This is a genomic window from Gemmobacter serpentinus (assembly GCF_008973825.1).
GTDB classification, from domain to species: Bacteria; Pseudomonadota; Alphaproteobacteria; order Rhodobacterales; family Rhodobacteraceae; genus Gemmobacter; species Gemmobacter serpentinus.
Genome location: NZ_WCHR01000007.1, coordinates 91,583 through 114,466 on the forward strand (window position 1 = coordinate 91,583; position 22,884 = coordinate 114,466).

The following is a 22,884-nucleotide window of genomic DNA, read 5'->3' on the forward strand; positions in this document are numbered from 1 at the left end:
CTATTTCTGCAGTTTCTCGTGATGCCTGATGACTTCGGAAATGATGAAGTTCAGGAATTTCTTGGCAAAATCCGGGTCAAGATCCGCCTCTTGTGCCAGCCGCTCCAACCGTTCGATCTGGCGTTGTTCGCGGGCCGGATCCGAAGGGGGCAACTCGTGTTCGGCCTTCAGCCGACCCACCGCCTGTGTGCGCTTGAAGCGTTCGGCCAAGGTATAGACAAGGATCGCATCCAGCCGGTCGATGCTTTCGCGGTGGTCTTTCAGGATCGCGCTGGCGCGGATGGCGTCGGTGCTCATGACTGGGCCTCGGGATTGCGGCGGATCGGTGCGGGATGGCGGTAGACAAGGCAGGGCGGCGTGCCGAGGCTTTGCGCCTGCGGATCGATCACCGCGCCCAGACGTTCGGCAAGGGCGCGCGATCGGGTGTTTTCCGGCATCACATAGGACACGGCCGTCTCCCATCCCAGCACGTCAAAGGCGAAGCGGCGCACAGCCGTGGCCGCCTCAAAGGCCAGCCCCTTGCCCTCAACTGACGGCTCCCAGACGGCCCAACCGATCTCGCGCTCCGGCCAGGTGGCCGGGAACCAGGGGCCTGTCATGCCCAGGGGCGTTGCATCCCCCTTGGCCTGCCAGACGAACATGCCAAAGCCCTGCAAAACCCAATGGCCGATCATATGGCCAAAGCTGCGCCAGGTATTGGACAGGTCATAATCGCCGGTGCGCAGGAACCGCGCGCGGTCGGATTGCTGCATCGCATGGAAACCCGGCCAGTCCGATGCCTGCGGCGCGCGCAGGATCAGCCGTTCGGTTTCCAGAACCGGCACACCAGACAGCGATGGCACAGGCGAAAGACCCATTGGCGACAGGCTCATTTCTTCTTCATCAGCCCCGAAAGACCAGCGGGCAGGCCCATGCCGCCGCCAAGGCCGCGCGGCATCATGCCGCCCAGACCGCCACCCATGCCCGATTTCATCGCGCGCGCGGCCTCTTCCAGCTGCGCCGGGTCCATGTTCTTCAGATCGGGCAGGCTGCTTCCCCGGCCCATCATGGCCTTGGCAACCTGTTTCATCATGCCGCCCTTGCCCATTTTCTTCATCATGTCGGCCATCTGCTTGTGCTGTTTCAGCAGACGGTTCAGTTCCGACACTTCCAGACCGGCACCTTGCGCGATGCGCTTCTTGCGGCTGGCCTGCAACAGATCTGGATTGGCGCGTTCCTTCTTGGTCATGGAGCCGATCAGCGCGATCTGGCGGCGCAACATGCGGTCGTCAAACCCCGCCTCCTCCGCCATCTTCGCCGTCTTGCCCATGCCCGGCAGCATCCCCATCACGCCCTGCATACCGCCCATCTTGAGCATCTGCTCCAGCTGCATCTTCAGGTCGTTCATGTTGAACAGACCCTTGGCAAAGCGTTTGGCCATGCGTTCGGCCTGTTCGGCCTCGAAAGTCTCGCGCGCCTTCTCGACCAGGGCGACAATGTCGCCCATGCCAAGGATGCGGCCCGCAACCCGCTCCGGCTCGAACGCGTCCAGCGCGTCCATTTTCTCGCCCAGACCCACAAAGCGGATCGGCTTGCCGGTCACGGCACGCATCGACAGCGCGGCACCGCCGCGCCCATCGCCATCCATCCGGGTCAGCACGACGCCGGAAATGCCGACCTTTGCGTTGAACTCGGTCGCGACATTCACCGCGTCCTGGCCCGTCAGACCATCGACGACCAGCAGCGTCTCACGCGGCTGCGCGATGTCACGCACCGCCTGAACCTCGTCCATCAGCACTTCGTCGATATGCAGACGGCCCGCAGTATCGAGGAACAGCACGTCATAGCCGCCCAGCGTCGCCTGCGTCTTGGCGCGCTTGGCGATCTGCACCGCCGATTCGCCCTTCACGATGGGCAGGCTGTCGGCACCGATCTGACCAGCGAGGATCTGCAACTGCTCCATCGCTGCCGGGCGTTGGGTGTCAAGCGAGGCCAGCAAAACCTTCTTGCCCTGCTTTTCCTTCAGCCGCTTGGCCAGTTTCGCGGTGGTCGTGGTTTTACCCGAGCCTTGCAGACCGACCATCAGGATCGTCGCAGGCGGGTTGTCGATCTTCAGCGCCTCGGCCGGGCCATCGCCCGACAGCACGCGCACCAACTCGTCATGAACGATCTTCACGACCTGCTGGCCCGGCGTCACCGATTTGGTGACGGCTTGGCCGGTGGCCTTGACCTTCACCGCCTTGACGAAATCGCGCGCAACGGCCAGCGAAACGTCAGCCTCCAACAGCGCGACACGCACCTCGCGCAGCGCGGTTTCGACATCGGCCTCGGACAGCGCACCCTGTTTGGTCAGCCGGTCGAAGACACCGCCAAGGCGTTCGGAAAGCGATTCGAACATGCGTCTTCTCCTCAGGGCGCGGGCGGTAACCCGGTGTTTCCAAGCGGTTTCGCACCCGTGGGCGCAACGCGCTGACGGATGGCGATCCCCGCATAAGCGATGGGACCGGAAGCACAAGCCTCCGGGGATTTGGGGCGTGGGATAGGCGATTGCGGGGGCAGAGTCAACTCCGCCCCCCCAGGCACAGGGTCAAAGCCCCTGTTTGGCCAATGCCGATTGCAGATCCAACAGCGACTGCCCCTCCCAGCCGGTTTCGCCCAAAACGGCGCGCCAGCCTGCAAGATAATCCTTCGCGGCATAGACATGGCCATGCCCGACCGGGGTGGAGGTCGCGGTCATCATGTCAAAGACAAGCTGCAGGCCGCTGACGCCCGGCACCCATGTCAGCGAGGGAGAGACGTCAGGCCCGCGCGGGATCTGCACCCAGTCGGGGCGACGCCAGAAACTTTCGGCGCGGAACATCACAATCGGATCCGAGGCATATTGCAGATAAACGATGCGCACCGCCCCCCAGGGGGCCTCGGCAAGATCTGTGGTGTCTTTCTGGCTGGTGAAGCGGATGATCCGCCCGTCCCGAAAGCGCGGTGCCCAGACCGGCGTGCCCGCATTGCGCCCCGCGACCACATTCAGGAAGGATCGCGTGGTGAAGGGCGGGCCGGCCCAAAGTGCCCCCTGATAGGGATCGGTCAGGATATCGTAGAAATCTGCCGCCAGATCGCCATTCATCGCGCCCAGAGACAGCCCGAACAGGTAGAGCTTTGGGCGGCGATCCTTCGGCATTTCCGTCCAATGGCCATAGACCTTCTGGAACACCGCCCGTGCGGTCTCGGCCCCATATTCCGGCTCGGCCAGCAGCGACAGCCAGCTGGGCAGATAGGAATATTGCACCCCCACCGTCGCCACATCGCCATCCAGCAGATATTCCAGCGGTGCCATGGCTGCCGGATCGACCCATCCGGTGCCGGTGGGGAAGGTGATGACCAGAACGCTGCGGTCGAAGGCCCCGACCCGCAGCATCTCGCGCAGCGCCAGATCGGCGCGGGCCGCCGGATCGGGGGCATTGTTCAGGCCGACATAGACACGCAGCGGGTCCTGCGCCGGGCGCCCCGACAGGGCGGAGATCGCGGCGGCATCCGGACCGGCCGCGATACGATCCCGCCCCTTGGCCCCCAGCCCCTCCCAGCTGACCAGCGATTGCGCGCTGCCCGAGCGCCGTGGATCGGCGGGGCGGGCGAAATCGGGCGGGTCGAAAGCGTCGATCTTGGCATAGATCCGGTCCATCGCGGCCAGGCCCCAATGGCTGACAATGCCGGTGCCCAGGGTCCAGAAAATCCACAACACGGCGGCAAAGCCGATCAGCAGCGCAATCCGCTCTGGCAGAAAAGCCGCGACCCGGCGCGCAACCAGCCGCAGCAACAACCGGAAGACTCGCCCCAGAACCAGCAAGACCAGCGCCACCGCGAAAGCCACCGCCCCGATCAGCAGAGGCCGCGTGCTTTCCACCGGCTCCATCTGCATCACGTTGCGAATATCGTTCTGCCAGGCAGTCGCCAGCCAGAGCGCGCCCATGATCGGCACGATCGCAAACAGCATCGCCATCTTGCTGCGCCGGACCAGGCGGGCGCGGGCAACGAACTTTGGCTGCACCGCCCAGGCCCAGATCTCGACCGCGATGAATCCGATGAAATAGCCGATGCCAAAGGCAAGCCCTGCCAATGCCCCCTGCACCACACCGCTGCGCGGAATCAGGCTGGGCCAAAGGGCGGCTGCGAAGGCCAGCGCGCCGATCACCACACCCGCAGGCGACACGCGCCCGAAAAAAGTGCCATCGCTTGCAGCGGTCTGTCCGCCCTGCCCCATCCGCATCACCGATCACCCCGCCGCAAAACCCTTGCGCCAAGTTCGGCGGTTTCGCCTCGACAGGCAAGCCCACAACCGGCTTTGCAAGGGGTGCCCCGAAACGCAGACAGGGCGGGCCTTGCGGCCCACCCTGTATACAATTCCCGATGCGGGAAAGACGATCAGCTGTCGGATTGCGGCAGCTTGGCCACGAGTTCGGCCAGCGTGTATTGCGACGGGTCAAGATGCAGCTGGGCCGCGATCTGGGCCTTGCCTGCATTCACCGATGCCGGGTCGGTCGCAGCATTGCGGGCACCCGACAGGATATAGGCTTCGGCTTCGCGATCGCCGTCCCGACGGGCCTGGGTCAGCTGGCTCAGTTCAGCGGAGGTGAAACGACCGGCTTCGACGCGAAGCTGCGCTTCGATCTGGGCCTTGCCGGCACCCGAGAAGCCAGCTTCATTCTTGGTCGAGGCGCTGGTGCCCGAGCCAAGGATCTGTGCGATGGCCTGGACGTCATTTTCGCGTTTGGCTTCTTGCAGCTGCACCAGCTCGGTCAGGCTGTAACGGCCCGGCTCGACGCCGAGTTGTGCAGCCAGCTGGGCGGTGCCGGGGTTGATCGACTGGGCAGAAGCGGCACCTGCAACGGTCACCAGAGCCAGAGCGGCGATCACGGTTTTCACGGACATGATATTCTCCTTCGTCCTTGTTTTCGGCCTGCGCCCTTTGCGCCTGGCCTCTCGATCTGCGGCGCCGTTTCGGCCTGCCGCTTTCGATGAGACAGAGTTAGCTTCGGAAATTTTCTTTTGTAATATCAGAAGATTGACCACTTGATGTGCAAGCGTGCACAACAAAAATAAGTTACCCATCAATCATGAACAGTTGATCGAACCACCCCTTGTGACGACCTATGGGCCGCCTATCCGCGCAGGGTGCAAAGACGGATCCCGGGTGGCGCCTCGGGCCAGAACCGCCAAAAATTCGGACGCCTGACGCAAAGCAGACCTGCATTTCCGTGTGGCCTGCCCTGAAAAGTCTGCTGCGTGCGACATATTCCGGGAGACCCGGCCCGCTGTGTCCGCCCGGGCCATAGGCGCCGCCGGCAAACTGCCGCCGGATGCGCTTGCCATTCCGGCGCAAGCGGGCCATTCCTGTGCCGACACAGCGGAGGCGATCATGCGGGCCTATGCCATCGGCGATATCCACGGACATCTGGATCTGCTCAAGACCGCGCATGACCTGATCGCGGATGATAGCGCGCGTGAGGGGGTGGCCCCCGTCATTCATGTCGGCGATCTGATTGATCGCGGCCCCGACAGCCGGGGTGTGGTCGACTATCTGATGCAGGGCCAGACTGCCGGGCAGGACTGGATCGTGCTGAAAGGTAATCACGACCGCATGATGGAATTGTTCCTGCGCGATCCGCAGGCGCAGGATCCCGGGCTGAAATCTGTGCTGTCCTGGCTGCATCCGCGTCTGGGTGGCGGTGCGACTCTGGCATCTTATGGCGTTCACGCACCCAGCGACCGACCGCTGGCGCCGGTGCATACCGACGCATTGGCCGCCGTGCCGCGGGCGCATCGCGACTGGCTGATGGCGCGCCCGACCCAATATCCCTTGGGTGACTGCCTGTTCGTCCATGCCGGGATCCGCCCCGGCGCGGGTTTCGCCGATCAGGTGGAGGATGATCTGGTCTGGATCCGCGAGCCATTCCTGTCCGACCCGCGCGAGCATGGCGCGCTGATCGTGCATGGCCATACTGCATTGGATGCCGCAACCCATTACGGCAACCGGCTGAACCTTGACAGCGGCGCGGCCTATGGTGGCCCCCTGTCCGCCGTGGTGATCGAGGGCCGCGAAGCCTGGCTACTGACGCCTGCGGGACGCAAGCCGCTGCTGCCCGTGACGCCAGGCTGAGCCGGGTCAAGCTGCCCGTCTTGCGGCCCGGTGCAAGGCCCCTAGGCGGCGGCGGTTTTTTCGCTCATCTTGCGAAAAATCCTCAGGATATCCCATGACCCAGCGTGCCGTTCCCTTTCTTGTGACGATTGCCATCATCATCGCAGCCGCCCTGTGGCTTTTGCAGGTTGGCCGCGTGCCATGGTGTGAATGCGGCTATATCAAGTTCTGGCATGGGCAGGTCGTCAGCTCTGAAAATTCGCAGCATATCTCGGATTGGTATACCTTCTCGCATATCATCCATGGCTTCCTGTTCTATGCCCTGCTCTGGCTGGTGGCGCGACGCCTGCCCATTGGCTGGCGGCTGGTGATCGCCACATTGGTCGAGGCGGCATGGGAGATCCTTGAAAACTCCGATGCGGTGATCGAACGCTATCGCGCGGTGACCATCTCGCTGGATTATTACGGCGACAGCGTGCTGAACTCGGTCTCGGACATTCTGGCAATGATCCTCGGCTTCTGGCTCGCGTCCAGGCTGCCGGTCTGGCTGACCGTCGCCCTTATGATCGGGTTCGAGGCCATGACGATCTGGCTGATCCGTGACGGGCTGGCGCTGAATGTGCTGATGCTGGTCTATCCGCTGGATGCGGTGAAGGCATGGCAGGCTGCGCTGTAAGGCGCGTCGTCCGTGGGTCAGGGCCGCAGCCCGGCGCGCCGGGTGGCGGCGCGCTCTGACAGCATCGCGGCTAGTGCGACAAGGCTGACCAGCACCGCAAGCACCGCCATGATCTGGAAGAAACCGCGCGGCCCCATGGTTTCGGTGACATGGGCAAGGATGAAGGGCAGGCTGATGCCACCGACCAACCCACCAGCGATGATCAGCGGCGAGACGCGCGGATTTTGCCCCATGCGCTGACTGCCCGCCACGAAATAGCTTGGGAAAACAATGCCCGCGAAGGCCCCCGACAGCGCAAACAGCCAATAGGGCGGGATCACGGTCGCAAGGATCATGCAGATTGCGATCCCGCTGGTCGCCAGCAGATAGACGGTAAAGGGCCGGATGGCATGGGCCACAAGGGTCAGCGCCATGCGCCCGATCAGGAAGGCCAGAAAAAACGCGCTCATCGCTTCGGCACCCTGCACTTCGGTCGCGCCGCTGCGCACCAATGCGGCGGGCCCCAGCCCGATCAGCGACGCCTCCATGCCAACACCGCAAGCCCCGAAAGCAAGGATCACCCAGTCGGCACGCAACGGTCCTGCCGCCTCGTGCCGGGCAATGCGCCCCTCATCGCGCGCCCCGATGGCCAGCAACACAAGGCCCGCCGCCACCGCCAGAAAGACCAGGCCATAGGCCCCGCCAACCAACACAAGCGCCATGGGCGCAAGAATCGCACCCGCGCCGAAAATCGCGTTGATCAGGCTCAGCATGGCAGGGCCGCGCGGGCCAAAGGCCGCAAGCAGGCGCGGATTGAACACCACCGCGCCGCAGCCCTGACCAAAGCCCGCAAGCGTGGCCCCCACAAGCGTCATCGGCCAGCCAAGCCCCGCGCCGAGCAGCCCGGCCCCCAGGGCAAGGAGCACGACCACCATGCGCGGCGTCACCCGGTCGCCCTGCACGAACATGGCGGCCACACCAAGGGCCGAGCCGATCCAGTGCACGGTGAACAAGATCGACACATCGGCGACAGCGCGGCCGGTCTCACGCGCAAGCATGGGCAAGGCGGGGCCGTAAAGCGACTGGATCCCCCCCATCAGAAAGAAGGAGGCAAACCCTACCCATAGCAACAGCAACCGGCCCTTCGCCGCTTCGGTCATGATGTTTCCCCAAGGCCGCATCGACCTGCGATGCGCCAACCCAATGCCCGCGCCTCATCGGGTGCGGCCCGTGCAAAGTCAACGGGGCTTGAGAAAACTCCTGACGCAACGTCACACTCGCGCCGCACCGAGGCGCGCGACACTGTGGTGCCGATCTTGCAGCGAAAGGCCAAAGCCATGACCGATATCGTCATCCTCTCGGGGGCCCGCACCGCCATTGGCGGCTTTGGCGGCAGCCTTGCCGGGGTCTCGCCGATCGCGCTTGCAACCCATGTGGCAAAGGCCGCCATCGCCCGCGCCGGGATCGAGGCAGGCCGGATCGGCACCACCGTCTTCGGCCATGTCATCAATACCGAGCCGCGCGACATGTATCTGAGTCGGGTCGCCGCCGTCGAGGCTGGGGTGCCGGACAGCGCCCCCGCGATGAACGTGAACCGGCTGTGCGGATCGGGGGCGCAGGCCATCGTCTCGGCCGCGCAGGCGCTGATGCTGGGGGACGCCGATTTCGCCCTTGCCGGCGGGGCGGAAAGCATGAGCCGCGCGCCCTATGCGCTGACTTCGGCCCGCTGGGGCCAGAAGATGGGCGACACCAAGGCGCTGGATATGATGACCGGCGCGCTGACCTGCCCCTTTGGCACCGGACATATGGGCATCACCGCCGAGAATGTCGCAAGCGAATATGCGATCACCCGCGCCGATCAGGATGCGTTTGCGCTGGAAAGCCAGGCCCGCGCGGCCCGCGCCATTGCCGCAGGTTACTTCCAGGATCAGATCGCCCCGTTCGAGATCGCCGGGCGCAGGGGCACGGTGATCTTTGACACCGATGAACACCCCAAGCCCAGCACCGCCGAGGCGCTGGCGGGTCTGCGCCCGGCCTTCCAGAAGGATGGCACGGTAACGGCGGGCAATGCGTCGGGCATCAATGACGGGGCGGCGGCGCTGGTTCTGGCCCGGGCCGATGCGGCCAAGGCTGCGGGTCTTGCGCCGCGGGCACGGATCCTTGGCTATTCGGTGTCGGGCGTGCGGCCGCAGGTGATGGGGCTTGGCCCGATCCTGGCAGTTCGGCAGTTGCTGGATCGCACCGGCCTGACCCTTGCCGATTTCGACCTGATCGAATCGAATGAGGCCTTTGCGGCACAGGCGTTGGCGGTGTCGCAAGAGCTCGGGCTGGATCCGGCCAAGGTGAACCCCAATGGCGGTGCCATCGCGCTTGGCCATCCGGTGGGGGCGACGGGAGCAATCCTCACCGTGAAAGCAATCCACGAGTTGGAGCGGATGAAGGGCAAGCGCGCCATTGTCACCATGTGCATCGGCGGCGGTCAGGGCATCGCCATCGCGTTGGAGCGGGTTTGAGTCCCCGCGCAGGAGCGTCACGTTAATCCGTGCCGGGGCGCGCCCGTTTCATGATGCAGGAACAGAATTGAGGTGTGCCTTCCTGCCCCCCTGATCGCGCCCGAAGGCGCGATCCTGATCACTTCAACATGACCCGCACGCGCGAGGATCGGCCTTCCGCGTCAATCACGCTCAGCGTCACAAAGCCTGCGCCGGGCATGGGCAGCATCGCCTCACGCCCGCGCAGGCCGGTGCGCAGCGGGACGCCATCGGCCAGCAGGGTCAGCGGCAGGGTGCCGCCGCGCAGCTTGACCAGCAACTGGCCATCCAGCCGCTCCACCTCTGCGCCCTCCGGGGGAAAGGTCACTTGCGGGGCATCCGCCATCAGATCGAAGGCGGCAATGCGCGAACGGAAGCGGCGCAGGGGTTGCGGCAGCTGCGCGTTGGAGACCAGCAACGTGGCCTTGGGCGCGGGCGGCAGCGGCGTCAGGCTGCGACTGATCCGGCCCATGGCCTGAAACAGCACCGGGGCGGCACTGTCGGCACCAAAGGCCCCGGGCACCGGCGTGCCGTCAGCCCGGCCCATCCAGACCCCCACCACATAGCGCCCGTCAAAGCCGATGGCCCAGGCATCGCGATGCCCGTAAGAGGTGCCGGTCTTGTAGGCCAGCCGGTTTTCCGGCGCGCCGGGCGGCGGCGGCAGGCCCGACAGGATGTCGGAGACCTGCCATGCAGCGACCGCCGACAGGACACGCGCGCCTTCAGCCCCCTCGCCACGATAGCGCAAGGGCAGCGCCACGCCGCCGCGCGCAATCGCCGCGTAAAGCTGCACCATATCGGTTAGCGTCACGCCCACGCCGCCAAGGCTGATGGCAAGGCCAGGCTCATCGCCCTTCACCACCGGCTTCATGCCCGCGCGCTGCATGGCTGCGATCACCTTGGCGGGGCCAAGCGCATCGGTCAGCAGCACGACAGGGATATTCAGCGACAGCTGCAACGCCTCGCGCAAGCGGATCGTGCCGCGCCATGTCTTGTCGAAATTGCGCGGTGCATAGGTGCCGAACTGCACCGGCTTGTCATCGATCATGGTTTCGGGATGGGCAAGGCCCTCATCGAAGGCCAGGCCATAGACCAGTGGCTTCAGCGTGCTGCCGGGTGAACGCAGCGCCTGCGTCATATCGACAAAGCCCTGCCGCCGGTCGGCCAGAAACCCGGCCGAGCCGACCGAGGCGAGGATCTCGCCCGAACGGTGATCGGCGGCCAGAATGGCAATCTGCAACTGATCGCCTTTGCCGTCGACCGTGGCGCGGGCCAGATCCTCAAGGCTGCGTTGCAGGCCTGCCTCCAGCGTCAGCCGATGCCGGGTGTTGCCCGGATCCTCGCGCAGCGCCCTATCCGCCAGATGCGGTGCCAGCATCGGAACCGGCCTGCGGGCATCCGGCACCACCTCACCCGCGGTCTGGCGCGCCTGTTCCTCGGACACCAACCCGTCGCGCAAGGCACGTTCCAGCACCCGCCCCCGCGCCTCGGCCGCGCGGCCGGGATGACGGTCGGGGCGGCGCGATTCCGGGGCCTGCGGGATCGCCACCAAAAGTGCGGCCTCGGCCGGGGTCAGGCGCTTGGGCTCCTTGCCGAAATAGGACAGCGAGGCGGCGCGCAGCCCCTCCAGATTGCCACCATAGGGGGCGAGCAGCAAATATAGCTGCAGGATCTGATCCTTGCTCAGCCGCCGTTCCAGCGCCAGTGCCAGCCGCATCTGCCGCAGCTTGCCGCCCATCTTGCCGGTGCCGCTTTCCTCCAGCAGCCGCGCGACCTGCATGGTCAGCGTCGATCCGCCCGAGACCACGCGCCCATTGGTCAGCGCCTGCCAGCCTGCCCGCAGCACCGAGCGCCAGTCGACGCCCGCATGGCTGTAGAACCGCTTGTCCTCGTAATTGACCAGCATCGCCAGATAGGCAGGGTCGACATCGCCCGTCTCCACCGCCATGCGCCAGCGGCCATCTGCCACCGTATAGGCCCGCAACAGGATGCCGTTGCGATCCACCACCTCGACCGAGGTCGGCAGCGACAAGGGCGGGATCTCGGTCGCGGCCACCCAGTCGCGCCCCAGATCAAGCGCGAAGGCCGTCACCGCAAGGGCGACGGCCAAGGCAAAAGGCGTGCGGGCGCGCATCAGACCATCACATCATCATTGCGCGATGCTGATCCGGCCCGTGCCACTTTGGGCGCGGAAGCTCGGGCGATACATATCCTCGACCGAGGCTGCCGGATGGGTGAAGGTCCCGGGCGATACCGCGCGCACGATATAGGCCAGCCGGAAGGGCGCATTGTCATGGCGATCCACCGCCGTGATGAAGCGATCCTGCCGGAACTCGCTGTGTTCGGCATCGGTCTCCAGACCCAGCCAATCCAGGCTCGACACCGCGCCGCCGCTGATCAGGTTGGGATTGTCGATCTCAAAGCCCGCAGGCAGCGGATCATTGACGATCAGCCGCGCCTCGCCGCGATCAAAGGGCGTGACCTCCAGCACCGTCACCAGACGGGTGCCAACCTTCAGATCGTCCAACGAGGCCGCCTCACCCTCCAGCGTGTAATAGCTGCGGGTGATGGCATAGCCATTGCCCGCAGCTGTCAGCGGCTCTGACGGAACGCCATAGGCGGTGACGGTCAGGAAGGTGTCAGATCCGTTGTTGCGCACCACGGTCGGGGCCGTGCCATCCGACATTACCCGGACCAGCGGGCCGGTCACAGCCTCTCCATTCATGGTGATATCGGCCCCTGCCCCGTCGATCAGCGCGTTGGAGGCCAGCAGCGTCCAGACGCTTTCCTGTGTCGACATCGCGCCATTGGTGCTGATGCGGCTGATGAGCGCGTCGCGGTTCACCGCCTGCGACCCTGCCTCCACCGCCAGCGTCAGCACCGCCGCGCTGTCGCGCAGATCGGTGCCATAATCCGCCCGGTAGATCTGCGCGGTTTCCGGTTTGGCGGCATCAAGCCGATCCATCGCCTTGCGGAACATCGCATCAGCCCGGGTCGGATCGCCGTATGAGGCCAGCGCCGCCCCGATCTGCGCCTGCGACAGCGCGGTCGAGAAGGCATCGCCCTTCACATCGGCATAGTAGCGCAGATCGCCGACAGCCGCCGCACCTTCACGCGCCAGAACCAGCAGCGCATAGGCCAGATCCTGCCCGCCATTGTCGAAATCGCTGTAGTAATTCACCTGATTGCGCAGGTTGTCCAAAGCGTTGCGGAAGGCCAGATCCGGCACCTTGTAGCCCTGCGCCCGCGCCCGCGACAGGAAGTCGGTGACATAGGCATCCAGCCACAGGTCATTGCCAGAGGATTCCGGTGCCTGCCACAGACCAAACGCCCCTTCGGAGTTCTGGTTTTGCAGGATCTCGGTCACCGATTGCTCGATGCGCAGGCTGATATTCTCGGCCCCCTTCAACTGCATCACCTGCGCCACCTGATCGAAATAGACCAGCGGCAGCGCGCGCGATGTCATCTGTTCGGTGCAACCATAGGGATAACGGTCCAGTGCCTCCAGCAGACCCGGCACATTCAGCCGCGCGATGGGGCCCACGGCCATCGTGGCCTTGGACGTGCCCGGCATGAAACCGTCGAACACATTGGCGTCAAAGGTGAACTCTTGCCCCTTGGCCAGATCAAAGCGCGAGATGCGCGCGATTTCAGGCTCACCCGATTGCACGGGCAGCATCAGGGTCTTCACCAGATCCTTTCCATCAGGCGTGGTCAGGGTGACGGTGATCTTGCCCAGCCCCGCCTGATCGGCATGAACCGGCACGGTCAGCACCTGTTTCTGCTTTTCGCCCAGATCGATCTCGCCCGGCATCTCGCCCAGGGCAATGCCGCCCTCGCTTTGAGCTCCCAGTTTCATCCGGCCTGCGGGGCCTGTGGCATGAACCACCTCCAGCAGCAGGCGGCTGTCATCGCCGGGAGCCATGAACCGCGGCAGCGAGGCGGTGACCACGACCGGATCGCGCACCAGGATTTCGGCATCGGCCTGACCCACGGATTTACCAGACCAGGCCACGGCCATCACCTTCACCGTGCCATTGAACGCCGGCAGATCGAAGCTGACTTTCGCCAGACCATCGGCACCGACCTCAACGGGCCCGGTGAAATAGGCCACGAGTTCTTCGGTGGGTGGTGGCGCTTGCAGACGCGCCTGCGCCCCCGCATCGCCACCGGAGCGCACCTGACCTTCGGCCCCGTTCAGCCCGTCGATCAGGCGCCCGTAAACATCGCGGATCCCCATGCCCAGCTTGCGCTGGCCAAAGTAATAGCCCGCAGGATCGGGGGATTTGAACCCGGTCAGATTCAGGATGCCCACATCCACAGCGGCCACGGTGACATAGGCGGTATCGCCCATGGCGACGCCATCCACCTTGATCGCCACATCCAGCGGCGCGCGTGGCGCGGACTCCGCCGGGGCCTGCACAGCAACGGCAAGTTTCGCCTCGCCCGGATCGATAGCGGCATGGGCCAGCCCAAGTGCCCGGGCCGGATTGCGGCCCGCCGCCACATCCATCGGCCGCAGGACCGATGCGGTGACATAGACGCCTGCGCCCCAGTCATCGGTGACGGGCAGATCAATCAGGTTCTCGCCCTCAGACACCTCGACTGCCTGCATGGAGACCAGACGATCCGCCATGACCATCACCAGTGCCGTGCCCGCCGCGCGCGGCACGACACGGAGCTTCGCGGTTTCCCCCGGACGATAGGCCGGTTTGTCGAGCGACAGTTCCAGCGTGTCGGGCGTCGCGGTCGCATCCGCAGGCGCATACCACCCCGCATAGAAGCTGGTCGAAGTTTCCGCAGGCGTGCCGTCGATCCGGCTCACCGCCAGCTCATACTGGCCCCACTGCACCGGCGCGCCTACCTCAACGGGGCTGGTGCCCAGATCTGCTTCGCCATTGGCGATGCGGGTGCGCGTGGTCACCGGCTCCCAGTTCCAGTTGCCGGAATAGGAATACCATTGGTAATCGGTCTGAACGCGGGTCAGCTCCCACGCGACCTTCATCGGCTCTGGCGCGAGGTCTGGACCAATGCCTTGCAGCGCGAAACGGGCCTCGCCGTTCTCGGGCACCTCGCCATCGAACAGCGACTTCACCCCGATCATCGCGCGCGAGGGGGACAGCACCTTTTCAATGCGGCGCTCAACCGGACGGCCCGACCCTTCCGCAATGCGCAGGGTGATGCGCGCCTCGAGCGGGCGGCCAGGGTCATCCACCTCTGGCAGCACCGCCCCGACATTGGCCTTGCCCGCAGCGTCGGTTGTCCCGCCGCTGAACGAGTCCATCCTTGCATCAAAGGGCTGATCGTGCCGACCAAAGACATAGCCCGGCAGCCCGGGCAGTTCCTTGGCGGCGCGCAGCAGCACATCGCCCTCGATCGCCAGATCGCCGCCCGGCGCGCCAAACAGGTATTTCGCCTCAACGTCCAATTCAGCAATATCGCCAAGACGCAGCGGCGTGTCCGGCAATTCCATGGTGAAATCGATACGCTCGGGCAGGAAATCTTCGACAAGGAAGGTCTGGCTGGTCAGCGGATTGGCCTGCAGATCGGCGAAGACCTCCATCCGCCAGACACCGCGCGGCGCGCTGCCTGCAATGGATTGGGCAAAGACATGGCCGCCCTTGCCGGCATCATTGGCCTGCTGGCGGGCATATTCCACGCCATCGGGACGCTTGAAGATCGCGGTCAGCGGCAGCCCCTCGATCGCATTGGCCTGCGGATCGCGGGTCAGCGCGGTGGCATAGACGGTTTCGCCCGCGCGGTATGCGCCACGGTCAGTGGTCAGGAAGACGTCAATCGGCCCTGCGGCCTCGCGCCCCTCCACGCCCCGGTCGGACAGATCAAATTCAGGGTCGGTCAGCGACAGGAATGCCAGATCGCCCTCACCCTGTTTCGCGACCAGCATGGCGGGCGCACCGCCGCCGGTGCCGCGCGTCAGACCGGCGTCGAACCGGGCATAGCCCTTGTCATCCGTGACCGCCGTGCCCAGCACATTGTTGGTGCGGCTGAGAAGTTCGACCGTCACCCCCTCTTTCGCATCCGCGCTGGACAGGCTGCGCACGATGACGTGCAGCCCGTCAGTGCCCGACAGCGAAGTGACCCCCAGATCAGAGACCACGAACCATTGCCAAGCCGCAGGGACTGCATAGGGATCAACGCCGGGCACCGAGGCCTTCACGGCATAGATCCCGGCCTGCAACCCGTTCAGCGCCTCGCCCATCGGCAGGCGCGTGGTGACATCCTTGTTCACCTCTTGCGCGACGGTTGCGGTGCCGGTCCACAGGCGTTCACCGATATCATCGGTAAAGCCCGATTCCTGATATTCGGCAATCGGCCAACTCAGGTAGCCATTCTGAACCGCACGCAAGATGCTGCGGTCTGAGACGCGGAACAACGCAAGATCCAGCGTTTCGGTGTTCACCGTCACCACCGGCAGCGCCGCCGCATCGGTCTTGGGCAACACATAGGCCCGGCCCGAGAAACGCACGCCGGGCTGGCGGTCACGCACATAGGCACTGATCTGCACCGATTTCGCCAGTTCCTGCCCATCCGCCGAGGGCAGACCCTCGCGGAAGGTGAACTGGTAACGCTTGCCGTGCTGCACGCCCTCGATGCAGAGCTGACGCCAGCCGCCCGGCTGCACGGTCAGCCCGGTCTCGGCCAGTTGCACGAAGGGCGTGTAATCCAGGCCCGATTCCACCAGATCTTCCGACACATTCACGCAGACGCGCGGGCGGGCGGTATCGCTCTGGATATCGGTTTCCAGAATGCGGAAGCCGTATTTCCCGGCATAGTCATCCAGCAGCGCCGCGGTGTCGTCGCGCGGCTGCAATTGCTGGGCCAGACGCAGGGCCTTCACCGCATCGGCGCCCCGGCCATAGGCCTCCATCGCGCGGGCCATCAGCACCAGCGCATTGTGGCGCACCGCCTTGTTGGAGGCGCGCAGATAGGCGTTGGTTGACGCCTGAATGGCGCGGTAACGCAGATCCGAGGGGCTGTCCGACCGCTGCGCTGCATCGATCAGCAGGCGGGCATATTCCAGCCAGACTTCGGGCTTGTCCGAGGCATTGACGGCAGCCCCCGCAAAATTCACCGCCGAACCCAGATCGCCCTGCGCCTCGCGCTCGGCGGCAGTCGCCAGATGTTCGGCATCTGTCCAGCTGCCGCTGGTATGACGATTGGCCAGGTCCACCGCCTGATTGCGGGCATCCAGAATCTCGCCATCGCTGAGGAATTTCAGCTCTGCCCGACGCTCGGTCGCCGCAGCCACAACCTGCGGATCATTGGCGACCAGCCGGCCCGAGAAGGCACCCTGATAGAAGGCATCCTCGCCCGGGGATTGCTTGGTGAAGCACGATCCATTGCGGCTGTTGAAGGTGAAATCGGTGCAACGCTGATCGGCCATGCAGGCGCGTTCGCAAGCCTCGATCGTGGTGTCGAGCAGCGTCGACAGATCGCCACCCGGGCGGTCCGCATCCTGCGTCAGCACGAAGCGTTTCGGCGGCACGAAGTCTTCGGCGACGACCGGCGGCGCGATCAGGGTCATCAGCAGCGAAAGCAACGCAAGCGGGCGACGGATCTGCATGAAATGGCTCCTCGAAATCTGGCGTGATGCTGGCAGAACATCGCCCGGCTTTCAATCCGCCTCCACGCGGCTGAACGGAAACGCGCCTGTTAAGTTTTGTTTCACGATGTTGCGGCAGCTTGCGAGAACGGTGGGAATCGGGCGCGCCAGGGCGGGAAACGCATGGATCTGACAGACAGGCTGGCACAGGAAAGGCGGGCGCGGCTGGCGGCGGAACGCCTGCTGGAACACAAAAGCCGCGAGCTTTTCGCCGCCAATGAAAAACTTGCGCTTCATGCCCGCGCCTTGTCGGAACAGATCGTGGAACAGCGGCAGGTGGTAAAGACCGCCCTGTCGGAAGCCGAGGCGTTGAAGGGGCAGAATCTGCGCTTTCTGCATGACCTGGAACGCGCCCATACCAGCGCCGTCATGGCAGAGCGGCGGCTGTGGGATTCCATCGACACGATTCGCGACGGCTTCGCGGTCTTTGATGCACGCAATCGCCTGATCGCCGCCAATCAGGCATTCCGCACCCTGTTTGAATGCGAAACCATCGGTCCGGGGCGCGAATATCTGTCGATTCTCGAGGAAATGGCGGAGAATGGCGTCGTTTGTATCGGCCAGGAAAAGCCAAGCCATTGGGCCGCCCGCATGTATGCAAGATGGGAGGGCGACACGCTTGATCCGCTGGTGTTGCAACTCAGCTCCGGCCTCTGGGTCCGGATGGTCGACCGGCGCGCCCGCGATGGTGATATGGTCAGCGTCGCGGTCGATATCACCGAACAGATGCGCATCTGGGCCGCGATCGAGGCGATCCCGGATGGGTTCGTGCTGTTTGACCGCGAAGACCGGCTAATGGTCTGCAACCAGCGATATCGCGATCTATACGCCGACAGTGCCGCGGCCATGCAGCCGGGGGCCAGTTTCGAATCGATCCTGCGCTTTGGCTTGCAGCAGGGGCTGTATCTGGATGCAATCGGCCGCGAGGAGGACTGGCTGCGCGACCGGCTGGATCTGCGCGACACCAAAAGCGTGGAGTTTGAGCACCGCGTCGCGGGCGACCGCTGGATGCGGGTGATCGACAAGGAAACCCCCGATGGCGGCAAAGTCGGGTTGCGCATCGACATCACCGAAAGCCGCGCCCAGCAACAAGCACTTGAAGCCGCGCGCGAAGAGGCCGAGGCGGCGGTGCGGGCCAAATCCGCTTTCCTCGCCAATATGAGCCACGAGATCCGCACGCCGATGAACGGTGTCGTCGGCATGGCGGAACTGCTGGCTGACACGCCGCTGACGGATGAGCAACGCCTGTTCGTGGACACCATCCGATCATCTGGCGAGGCGCTTCTCGTCATCATCAACGACATTCTGGACTATTCCAAGATCGAGGCTGACCGGCTGGTCCTGCACCCCGAAGCCTTTGATCTGGAACGGATGATCCATGAGGTGGCGATCCTTTTGCAGCCCAAGGCCTGGCCGCGCGGGGTGGATCTGCTGATCGATTTCGACATGTTCCTGCCGACACGATACATCGGGGATCCAGGGCGGCTCAGGCAGGTGTTGACCAATCTGATGGGCAATGCGGTGAAGTTCACCGAGGCCGGGCATGTGCTTGTGCGGGTCGTCGGCCTCGAGACCGCCGAGGGGCAGCAGCAGTTGCATATCACGATCGAGGATACCGGGATCGGCATCGCGCCGGAAAACCTCGATCACATCTTCGGCGAGTTCAATCAGGTGGAGACCGCATCGAACCGCAAGTTCGAGGGCACAGGGCTGGGCCTTGCCATCACCCAGCGGCTGATCCGCCACATGGGCGGCGCGGTCTGGGTTGACAGCGAACCGGGGCGCGGCTCCTGCTTTGGCTTCAGCCTGTCGCTGCCGATGGCGGAGACTGGAAACAGCATCGACCTGCCGGCACCTCTCAATCTGTTCCGCGCGCTGGTGATCGACGACCAGGTGATCAACCGCACCATTCTGGAACGTCAGCTTTCCACCTGCGGCATCGCGGTCACGCTTTGCCGCTCTCTCCAGGAGGCCGAGGCGGCGCTCCGCAGCGATCAGGGCTATGACCTTGTGGTTGCCGAACAGTCGCTGCCTGAAGGCGATGGGATCGAATTTGCCAGAAACCTGCGATCGGCGGGGCTGGATCTGCCGGTGCTGATCCTGTCGGACAATCCGGCTGCGGCGCAACAATTGCCTCAGGCGGATACGGTCGCGGGCTTCCTGCAAAAGCCCCTGCTGCGCGCCGATCTCTATCGTCGTCTCACCGCGATCTCCGCTGCGCCCGCCCCCGCACCGGCGGTCGAACCCGCCGGAACAGACGCCGAACCGCGCCCGTCACGACAGTTGCGTGTTCTGGCCGCCGAGGACAATCGCACCAATCAACTGGTCTTCCGCAAGATGGTGAAAGACATGGATCTGGAACTGGTCTTTGCTGGCAATGGCCGCGAAGCGGTGGCGCTTTTCCAATCCTTCCGGCCAGACATCATCTTCATGGATATTTCCATGCCGGAGATGGACGGGCGCGAGGCGGCCTCGGCCATCCGTGAATTGGAGGCGCTGGCCCCGGACCCGTCCCATGTCCCGATCATCGCGTTGACTGCCCATGCGATGGAGGGCGATGAAGGCCCGATCCTAGCCGCCGGGATCGACCGCTATCTGACGAAGCCGCTGCGCAAAACCGCAATATCAGAAGTCTTTCGAACCCTGGCACCGCCCGGCACACGCCCGGCCATCCCGGTGGATCAGGATGCCACCAGCGCGGCCTGACCCTCGCGGCGGAACACCAGGCGACCCGGCTCTGACGCGGCGGGCTGGAAGCGATAGCCGCCCAGATCAAAATCGCACAGATCGGCGGGATCGGTGATGCGGTTTTCCATCACGAAACGCGCCATGGCCCCACGCGCCTTCTTGGCCCAGAAGCTGATGACCTTTGCCGCCCCCTCCTGCCCTTCCAGAAAAATCGGCGTGACCATCGGCAGGCGCAAGGCCGCCGGATCGACCGCCGAGACATATTCGATGGAGGCGCAATTGAGCAGATAGCGCGCGCCTACCTCTTCGGCCTGCCGGTTCAGCGCATGGGCCAGATCGCTGCCCCAATAATCATAAAGCGACTTCCCGCGTGGATTGGCCAGACGCGAGCCCATCTCCAGCCGGTAGGGCTCGATCAGGTCAGTCGGGCGCAATAGGCCGTAAAGGCCGGACAGGATACGCAGGTGCAGCCCGGCCCAACGCCAAGCATCGGCTGACAGGCCTGCCGCCTCAAGCCCGGCATAGGTGTCGCCCGCGAAGATCAGCGCCGCAGGGACACGGGTCTGGCCGCCAAAGGCCGCAAACCGGGCGCGGTTCAGATCGGAAAGCGCGGGTGAAATGTCCATCAATTTGCCCAGTTCGGCCGGGCTGAGACGCGCGGCGACGCCCGCCAGTTCGCGCGCGGCATCGGCAAAGGTGGGCTCGGTCGCGGTGATCCCTTCGGGCAAGGCCTTCGCGCCTTCATCCAGACGCTTGGCGGGCGAAATCACGGTCAACATGGCATATCCTTTCCGATCCCGGCCCCGACCAGGTCAGGCATCGTTGCAAATCTCGAGAAAGGCCGCGCCGAAGCGATCCAGCCGCGCAGATCCCAGATCGCCCGCACGATCCAGATCGGCCAGCGTCTGCGGCCGTGCCTCGGCGATGCGGCGCAGCGTGGTCTGCGACAGTGTCATCGGCTTGCCGATGCCGTCTTCGCCGCGCATCAGCCGCAACTGTGCCTCGGCCAGACGGTCAAACAGTTCTGCCGCAGGCTTGCCCGCCAGCCGCATCCGCGCCGGATGCAGGCTTTCGCCCGCGCCGGTGATGACCGCCAGAAAGGCACCGCCATAGCTTTCCAGCTTTTTGGCCCCGACCCCGCTGACCCGTGCCATCTCATCCAGCGTGGCGGGCCGCTTTTCGGCCATTTCAGCCAAGGTGCGGTCGGGAAAGATCACATAGGCGGGCACGCGTGCCGCCTCGGCCAGCGCACGGCGCTTGGCCTTCAGGGCGGACAAAAGCGGCGCATCTTCCTCGGAAACCAGCGCCTTGACCGGCGCGCGGGTCGCGGCCGCCTGCACGGTATCCTTGCGCAAGGTCACGCTTTCCTCACCACGCAGGATCGGGCGCGCGGCCTCGGTCATGCGCAGCGCGCCGAAGCGTTCGGGATCGGGGCGCAGCAGATCGCGCCCCATCATCTGACGGAACACGGCACCCCAGCCGGTCTTGCCCATCTCGCGGCCAATGCCGAAAGTGGGCAACTGGTCATGGCCCTTTTCGCGCACCTTTTGCGTCGCGTTGCCGGTCAGGATATCAATCAAATGGCCGGTGCCGAACCATTCGCCGGTGCGCAGCACCGCTGAAAGGGCCTTGCGCACAGCATCGGTTGCATCAAACAGCATCGCGGGCCGGTCGCAGAGATCGCAATTGCCGCAAGGCGCGCTGGTCTCGCCGAAATATCCCAGTAGAACCTGACGCCGACAGCCCGTCGCCTCCGCCAGACCGAGCAGGGCATTGAGCCGCCCATGGTCGGCTTCCTTACGTTCCAGCGGGGCGGGACTTTCGTCTATCTGCGACCGGCGCAGGCGGATATCATCGGGGCCATAAAGCGTCAGCGTCTCGGCGGGTGCCCCATCACGACCGGCGCGGCCGATCTCCTGATAATAGGCCTCGATCGATTTCGACAGATCCGCATGGGCGACCCAGCGGATATCGGGCTTGTCGATGCCCATCCCAAAGGCGATGGTCGCGCAGACAATCAGCCCGTCTTCCTGCTGAAAACGGGTCTCGACATGGCGGCGCGCGTCCGCCTCCATGGCACCGTGATAATGACAGGCGGAATGCCCGGCCTCGCGCAGAGCCTGCGCCAGCACCTCGGTCTTGGACCGCGTGGCGCAATAGACGATGCCGGATTGCCCTTTGCGCGCTCCCGCAAAATCAAGGATCTGGCGACGCGGGCTGTCCTTGACCGCAAAGGCGAGGTGGATATTGGGCCGGTCAAAGCCGCGCAGGAAGATTTCGGGGGCCTGACCATCAAACAGCCGGGCAACGATCTCGGCCCGGGTTTCCTCGTCTGCTGTCGCGGTAAAGGCCGCCAGCGGCACGCCCAGCGCGCGTTTCAATTCACCGATGCGCAGGTAATCCGGGCGGAAATCATGGCCCCATTGGCTGACGCAATGCGCCTCGTCGACCGCGATCAGATTGGTGTTCACCCGTCGCAACAGCGCGGTGGTCGCAGAGGAGGCCAGCCGTTCCGGCGCGATGTAAAGCAGCTTCAGCCGCCCTTCATCCAGGGCGCGAAATACCTCTTCGGTTTCCTGATCGGTATTGCCGGAGGTCAGGGCACCCGCCTCCACCCCCGCTTCGCGCAGGGCGCGCACCTGATCGCGCATCAATGCGATCAGCGGTGAAATGACCACGGTCACCCCGTCCCGGCACAATGCCGGCAGCTGGAAACACAGGGATTTTCCGCCACCCGTCGGCATGATGGCCAGCGTGTCACGCCCGGCCAGCACGGCCTCCACGATCTCTTCCTGACCGGGGCGGAAGGCCGCATAACCAAAGACCGAGGCCAAAAGCGCGCGGGCCGGAAGCGCGCGGGACTGCTGCATGGATCAGTAGAACAGTTGGGCGTTGTTGATCAGCAGGCGCTGCAGGGCATAGATCGCGATCAGCACGATCAGCGGGGCCAGATCAATCCCGCCGAGATCAGGCAGCAAGCGACGGATGCGGCCATAGACCGGCTCCAGAATGCGGTTCAGCCCATACCAGAGCTGGGCAACCAGCGGCTGGCGCAGGTTCAGCACCTGGAAGTTGATGAGCCAGGACATGATGATATGCGCCAGGATCACGAATTGCGCGATACGCAGCACCATCAGCAGCACTTCAAGGATCGTGATCATAGCCCAACCTCACCATCTGTTGTGGTTCGAGGTAACGCGAAGCCCCAAAAAGCACAACCACTTCCGCGCAGCGATGCAGCCTCGCGGGCTCGGATTTCCGCAGCGTTCCGCTT

Annotated in this window: 15 protein-coding genes; 4 read left to right on the forward strand and 11 right to left on the reverse strand. The window is 64.7% G+C overall.

What is annotated here, in order from left to right; translation table 11 throughout:
• From GBJ34_RS05125 to GBJ34_RS05145, 5 genes are all read right to left on the reverse strand, one after another.
• Nucleotides 1–297 carry a chorismate mutase gene (locus tag GBJ34_RS05125; RefSeq protein WP_151718196.1) on the reverse strand — a complete coding sequence of 99 codons (297 nt, stop codon included), beginning with the start codon at nucleotides 295–297 and terminating at the stop codon, nucleotides 1–3.
• Nucleotides 294–872 carry a GNAT family N-acetyltransferase gene (locus tag GBJ34_RS05130; protein WP_226341047.1) on the reverse strand — a complete coding sequence of 193 codons (579 nt, stop codon included), beginning with the start codon at nucleotides 870–872 and terminating at the stop codon, nucleotides 294–296. The genes GBJ34_RS05125 and GBJ34_RS05130 overlap by 4 nt, the downstream gene beginning before the upstream one ends.
• Nucleotides 869–2,377 carry a signal recognition particle protein gene (gene ffh, locus GBJ34_RS05135; protein WP_151718197.1) on the reverse strand — a complete coding sequence of 503 codons (1,509 nt, stop codon included), beginning with the start codon at nucleotides 2,375–2,377 and terminating at the stop codon, nucleotides 869–871. The genes GBJ34_RS05130 and ffh overlap by 4 nt, the downstream gene beginning before the upstream one ends.
• A 189-nt stretch (nucleotides 2,378–2,566) precedes the next feature.
• Complete coding sequence (locus GBJ34_RS05140) at nucleotides 2,567–4,237, reverse strand: alpha/beta hydrolase (RefSeq protein WP_151718198.1); 1,671 nt, start codon at nucleotides 4,235–4,237, stop codon at nucleotides 2,567–2,569.
• 161 nt (nucleotides 4,238–4,398) lie between these two features.
• Nucleotides 4,399–4,905, reverse strand: a complete 507-nt coding sequence (locus GBJ34_RS05145) for a hypothetical protein (protein WP_151718199.1) — start codon at nucleotides 4,903–4,905, stop codon at nucleotides 4,399–4,401.
• A 487-nt stretch (nucleotides 4,906–5,392) separates the two neighbouring features.
• Between GBJ34_RS05145 and GBJ34_RS05150 the strand changes: the two genes are divergently transcribed.
• A complete protein-coding gene (locus GBJ34_RS05150; protein ID WP_151718200.1) occupies nucleotides 5,393–6,133 on the forward strand; it encodes a metallophosphoesterase in 741 nt (246 codons plus the stop codon).
• Between the two features lie 94 nt (nucleotides 6,134–6,227).
• Entirely contained in the window at nucleotides 6,228–6,788 is a 561-nt protein-coding gene (locus tag GBJ34_RS05155) for a DUF2585 domain-containing protein (protein ID WP_151718201.1), read from the forward strand.
• 17 nt (nucleotides 6,789–6,805) lie between these two features.
• Here the strand turns inward: GBJ34_RS05155 and GBJ34_RS05160 are convergent, their stop codons facing one another.
• The gene (locus tag GBJ34_RS05160) at nucleotides 6,806–7,927 is read right to left on the reverse strand and encodes an MFS transporter (RefSeq protein WP_192931114.1); all 1,122 of its coding nucleotides are present in this window, start codon (nucleotides 7,925–7,927) and stop codon (nucleotides 6,806–6,808) included.
• A 177-nt stretch (nucleotides 7,928–8,104) separates the two neighbouring features.
• On the opposite strand from GBJ34_RS05160, the gene bktB reads away from it, so the two are divergent.
• Nucleotides 8,105–9,280, forward strand: a complete 1,176-nt coding sequence (gene bktB, locus GBJ34_RS05165) for a beta-ketothiolase BktB (RefSeq protein WP_151718203.1) — start codon at nucleotides 8,105–8,107, stop codon at nucleotides 9,278–9,280.
• 118 nt (nucleotides 9,281–9,398) lie between these two features.
• Here the strand turns inward: bktB and pbpC are convergent, their stop codons facing one another.
• Nucleotides 9,399–11,435 (reverse strand): penicillin-binding protein 1C, encoded by a 2,037-nt coding sequence (gene pbpC / locus GBJ34_RS05170; protein ID WP_192931119.1) that lies wholly within the window; start codon nucleotides 11,433–11,435, stop codon nucleotides 9,399–9,401.
• Between the two features lie 12 nt (nucleotides 11,436–11,447).
• Nucleotides 11,448–16,883 (reverse strand): alpha-2-macroglobulin family protein, encoded by a 5,436-nt coding sequence (locus GBJ34_RS05175; RefSeq protein WP_151718205.1) that lies wholly within the window; start codon nucleotides 16,881–16,883, stop codon nucleotides 11,448–11,450.
• A 162-nt stretch (nucleotides 16,884–17,045) separates the two neighbouring features.
• Here GBJ34_RS05175 and GBJ34_RS05180 point away from each other — a divergent pair, with 162 nt between their 5' ends.
• Nucleotides 17,046–19,628 carry a response regulator gene (locus tag GBJ34_RS05180; protein WP_151718206.1) on the forward strand — a complete coding sequence of 861 codons (2,583 nt, stop codon included), beginning with the start codon at nucleotides 17,046–17,048 and terminating at the stop codon, nucleotides 19,626–19,628.
• On the opposite strand, the gene yaaA is transcribed toward GBJ34_RS05180, so the two are convergent.
• The 3 genes from yaaA to GBJ34_RS05195 are packed head-to-tail and all read right to left on the reverse strand — an operon-like array spanning nucleotide 19,604 to nucleotide 22,771.
• Nucleotides 19,604–20,389, reverse strand: a complete 786-nt coding sequence (gene yaaA, locus GBJ34_RS05185) for a peroxide stress protein YaaA (protein WP_151718207.1) — start codon at nucleotides 20,387–20,389, stop codon at nucleotides 19,604–19,606. The two genes, GBJ34_RS05180 and yaaA, sit on opposite strands and share 25 nt — an antisense overlap.
• 33 nt (nucleotides 20,390–20,422) lie before the next feature.
• Nucleotides 20,423–22,480, reverse strand: a complete 2,058-nt coding sequence (gene recQ, locus GBJ34_RS05190) for a DNA helicase RecQ (RefSeq protein ID WP_151718208.1) — start codon at nucleotides 22,478–22,480, stop codon at nucleotides 20,423–20,425.
• 3 nt (nucleotides 22,481–22,483) lie between these two features.
• On the reverse strand, nucleotides 22,484–22,771 hold the full coding sequence (locus GBJ34_RS05195; protein ID WP_151718209.1) for a YggT family protein: 288 nt from the start codon (nucleotides 22,769–22,771) through the stop codon (nucleotides 22,484–22,486).
• Nucleotides 22,772–22,884 lie beyond the last annotated feature (113 nt).

What these genes read in the sequence shown, in the direction of transcription:
- GBJ34_RS05125 (WP_151718196.1), bottom strand. Translation starts at nt 297, where the DNA reads ATGAGCACCGACGCCATCCGCGCCAGCGCGATCCTGAAAGACCACCGC.
- GBJ34_RS05130 (WP_226341047.1), bottom strand. Translation starts at nt 872, where the DNA reads ATGAGCCTGTCGCCAATGGGTCTTTCGCCTGTGCCATCGCTGTCTGGT.
- ffh (WP_151718197.1), bottom strand. Translation starts at nt 2,377, where the DNA reads ATGTTCGAATCGCTTTCCGAACGCCTTGGCGGTGTCTTCGACCGGCTG.
- GBJ34_RS05140 (WP_151718198.1), bottom strand. Translation starts at nt 4,237, where the DNA reads ATGGGGCAGGGCGGACAGACCGCTGCAAGCGATGGCACTTTTTTCGGG.
- GBJ34_RS05145 (WP_151718199.1), bottom strand. Translation starts at nt 4,905, where the DNA reads ATGTCCGTGAAAACCGTGATCGCCGCTCTGGCTCTGGTGACCGTTGCA.
- GBJ34_RS05150 (WP_151718200.1), top strand. Translation starts at nt 5,393, where the DNA reads ATGCGGGCCTATGCCATCGGCGATATCCACGGACATCTGGATCTGCTC.
- GBJ34_RS05155 (WP_151718201.1), top strand. Translation starts at nt 6,228, where the DNA reads ATGACCCAGCGTGCCGTTCCCTTTCTTGTGACGATTGCCATCATCATC.
- GBJ34_RS05160 (WP_192931114.1), bottom strand. Translation starts at nt 7,927, where the DNA reads ATGACCGAAGCGGCGAAGGGCCGGTTGCTGTTGCTATGGGTAGGGTTT.
- bktB (WP_151718203.1), top strand. Translation starts at nt 8,105, where the DNA reads ATGACCGATATCGTCATCCTCTCGGGGGCCCGCACCGCCATTGGCGGC.
- GBJ34_RS05175 (WP_151718205.1), bottom strand. Translation starts at nt 16,883, where the DNA reads ATGCAGATCCGTCGCCCGCTTGCGTTGCTTTCGCTGCTGATGACCCTG.
- GBJ34_RS05180 (WP_151718206.1), top strand. Translation starts at nt 17,046, where the DNA reads ATGGATCTGACAGACAGGCTGGCACAGGAAAGGCGGGCGCGGCTGGCG.
- yaaA (WP_151718207.1), bottom strand. Translation starts at nt 20,389, where the DNA reads ATGTTGACCGTGATTTCGCCCGCCAAGCGTCTGGATGAAGGCGCGAAG.
- recQ (WP_151718208.1), bottom strand. Translation starts at nt 22,480, where the DNA reads ATGCAGCAGTCCCGCGCGCTTCCGGCCCGCGCGCTTTTGGCCTCGGTC.
- GBJ34_RS05195 (WP_151718209.1), bottom strand. Translation starts at nt 22,771, where the DNA reads ATGATCACGATCCTTGAAGTGCTGCTGATGGTGCTGCGTATCGCGCAA.